Raw genomic sequence first — 3,618 nt, forward strand, 5'->3', positions numbered from 1 at the left:
GCGGTGGTGCCGGCGGCTCGTGGAGCCCTCGCGCGACACCTGCCCTTGCGGGATACGACTATAGAACCTCACCAGATTTAGAGTTCACCCCTGTTCGCCACTGTGAAGGCCATATGTAGCTCAGGGCGTATTCCAGAGCATGAGGGGCTCAGCTTCCTCGCGGTATGCCTCTGCATGGCCGCTGTCACGGGCAACGCTACCTACGCCTGCACGGCCTCGAAGTCGTTGCTGGCCCGCGGCGAGTACGAAGCGCGCGGCGCGCGGTTGGTGCCATAGACATCGGCCGGCAAGGCGATTGGGTGGCACGCTGTCCATGCACAGCCAGCCCGGGCGAAGGCAGCGTCCTCAGCTCGAAATTGCCAATGTGCCCCCTGCGGGATTGAGCAGGTTGCCTGCGCGTACCGTGGCGCCGCCGGTCTCCGGGCGCATTTGCGCGTGGGTCTGTCCGGTGATCTTGCCGCCGATGGGGCCCTCCCACGGCAGACTGGTCTCCAAAGTCGGTCGCAAGCCTTTGGCTGTGTCTCCTTGGGATCATCGTGGCAGCGCAAGCCATGCTTCCGAGCCGCCCTGCACGGCCGGCGCGCCGATGCACAGGATTTCAGCGGCGACACTGGAGGGCAAACAAACTCGTACACAGACGTGCTTCGATCGAGTCGCTCTCCCGAACCGGCCCAGGCGGCTCCTGTCAATACCGCGGTGCGTGCACCCGGCTGGGCCGTGCGCCGCCTGCTGGCGCTGTCGCTGCTGGCCTGCCTGCTGCCCGGCGTGCTTGGCGGCGCCTTGCTGCTGCTCTACCAGTACCGCCAGGGGCAGCAGCAACTGGAGGACAGCACACTGCAGACGGCCCGGGCCCTGATGCAGGCCGTGGACTACCACCTGATGCGGGTACAGGCCATTGCGCAGGTGCTGGCCACATCCGATGCCCTGGCCGCCGGCGATCTCGCCCGCTTCCACCGGCAGGCCAGCCAAGCCGTGGCCTTGTCGGGACTGGCTACGAACATCGTGCTCAGCGACGAGTCCGGGCAGCAACTCGTCAACACCGCCAGAGAGTTCGGGACCTCGCTGCCCAGGCGCGTCGATCCACAGCTTGTGCAGCGCGTCTTTGCCACGGGCGAGCCGGTGCTCAGCGATGTCTTCATCGGCGGCGTGCTCAAGCGCGCCGTCGTCGGCCTCGACGTGCCCGTACGGATCAACGGCCGCATTGCCTACTCGCTGGGCATCGGCATCCTGTCGCAGCATTTCAATGCGCTGCTGGCCGCGCAGCGCCTGCCCGCCGACTGGGTGGTGGGCGTGTTCGACAGCGTGGGCACGACCATCGGCCGCAGCCATGCGCCGGAGCAGTTCGTGGGCCGCAAGGCGTCGCCCGACCTGTTGCAGGCGATGGGCAGGGCACCTGAAGGCGTGCTGCACGCCCGCACCATCGAGGGCATCGAGGTGCTGTCGGCCTACACACGCTCGCCGGTGACGCGCTGGCAGGTGGCCATCGGCATCCCGCGCCAGGCGCTGGCCGCGGGGCTCTACCGTTCCATGGCGCTGCTCGGGCTGGGCCTGGTCGCACTGCTGGGCACCGGCCTGGTGATCGCCCGGCTGGCGGGGGATCGTATCGCGCGCTCCTTCGAGGCCCTCACCGCGCCGGCCGCCGCCCTGGGCCGCGGCGAAGCCGTGCCCGTCCCGCAGGTCCATGTCCGGGAAGCGGCCGAAGTCGCGGCGGCCCTGGTGCGCGCGGGAGCGCTGCTGAGCCAGCGCGACGCGGCGCTGGCGGCGGACATGGCCGAGAAGGTGCGCCTGAACCAGGAGCTCGATGCGCACCGCCACCACCTGGAGGCGCTGGTGGCACGGCGCACGGCCGAGCTGGAGCAGGCGCGCTTGGCCGCCGAGGCCGCTAGCCAGGCCAAGAGCGGGTTCCTGGCCCACATGAGCCATGAGTTGCGCACCCCGCTCAACGCCGTCATCGGCTTCAGCCAGCTGCTGCAGCACCAAGGCGGACTTCCCCCCGACGCCGCGCGCTTCGCCGGCCACATCCACGACGCCGGCGAGCAGTTGCTGGCATTGGTGAACGACGTGCTAGACCTCTCGCGCATCGAGGCCGGCGAGATGGTCTTGGAGCAGGTGGACTTCGAGCCAGCGCCACTGCTGGAGGGGGTGCTGACGATGGTGCGACCGCTCTCCGACGCCAAGGGCTTGGCCTTGTCCGCGGACTTCGTGTCGGAGCTGCCTCTGCGCCTGCTGGGTGATCCGTTACGCTTGCGCCAAGTGCTGCTGAACCTGCTGGGCAACGCGGTGAAGTTCACTGCAGCTGGCAGTGTCACGCTGCGTGTGTGGGTACGCCCGCACGAGGCCGGGCAGGTGCTACTGCAGCTGGAAGTCGCGGACACGGGCATCGGCATCGCTGAGGAGCAGCACGCGCGCATCTTCGAGCCCTTCACGCAGGCTGACAGTTCCACCACGCGCCGCTATGGCGGCACGGGGCTAGGGTTGTCCATCGTGCGGCACCTGGTGCGGATGATGGGCGGGCAGCTAACGCTGCAGAGCATCCCTGGCACCGGCAGCACCTTCGGCGTCACGCTGGCGCTTGCATTGCCTCAGGCCGGTTCGGGCTCTGCGACCGATGTCTGGGCGCACCGCCCGGGTGGCTGAGAAGGCATCGGGGGTCCCTCGGGCTAGCTCGTTGCTGCACGCCAAAGCGGCCGCGGCCGCGTGCCGCAGCGTCACGTTCTGGATCGTCCCCTGGACCAGCACGGGGCGGTGCCCGGCCGTCGAGCCGGGGTCGGCCTCGAAGGACGCACTGACCAGAGCCGACACCCAGCGCAGGATCCCGTCCCGACGGCGCACGCAGTAGTCGCAAGCCAACTCGTCCACCGGGTCGAGCGCCCGCGTCACCGCAGCCTCAACGGTGGCAATGTCTTCGCCGGGAAGCCGCGCGGCCCAGTCGGCGTAGTTCAGTTCTACACCGAGGGTCAAGCCGGAGCAGATCCCTGCAGCGCACATCCCAATCCAGGCAGTCCAGGCCCTGCGCGAGATCTCACCGCCAGGTGCCCTGTTGATGGCGGTCTAAAAACGCGGTTTTCTGGCAGTCACGGCGCGCTTTTCGGCGACGAGCTCTGAAGGAGGCCGCCACCCTTGCCGCCCTGCAGGGCGGCAAGGGTGGCGGAACCAGGCGTTCAAGCTGCGGTCATGCAGCGCGTGGGAGTTGACAGCGCGCGAGACCTGCGGCCCGCTACGGACGCTGCCATGCCGTCCACGTCCAGCTCTGCCCGGCTCTTCCTCTGTGCCCGCTGCCAGGTACAGGTAGGGGGTGTCGTACTTCTTCGAATGTATGGAGCCGACGCCTTTTGCAAGCTCTACGTTGTGATGGAACTGGTCTGCACGCATGTATACGGCTCGCTTGATGGGCAAGCCCTGTAGGCACGCCCGCAGCCTCGATGAGATCTGCGCACCCCGTCCTCAAAATTTTGTCGGCTTGATCGCTCAGCCGTGCGAAAAAGCAGGATCCCGGGGTGCTGGTCTGACCGGTGTGACATCACGTCTGTAGAGCGTCGCAAACCTGCGCTGGGTGTGTTCCTCCTTGAGGTAGTCGCGGTTGGTGGCCGTATCCGTAGTCGATGTGGCGCCGTTGAA

At 67.9% G+C, this 3,618-nt stretch carries 1 protein-coding gene; it reads left to right on the forward strand.

Translation table 11 applies throughout. The features are described from left to right. Positions 1–696: 696 nt before the first annotated feature. Positions 697–2,637, forward strand: a complete 1,941-nt coding sequence (locus tag H537_RS44180; protein ID WP_051242979.1) for a hybrid sensor histidine kinase/response regulator — start codon at positions 697–699, stop codon at positions 2,635–2,637. The last annotated feature ends 981 nt before the right edge of the window (positions 2,638–3,618 follow it).

This window comes from Azohydromonas australica DSM 1124, from assembly GCF_000430725.1.
In the GTDB taxonomy this organism is placed as follows: Bacteria; Pseudomonadota; Gammaproteobacteria; order Burkholderiales; family Burkholderiaceae_C; genus Azohydromonas; species Azohydromonas australica.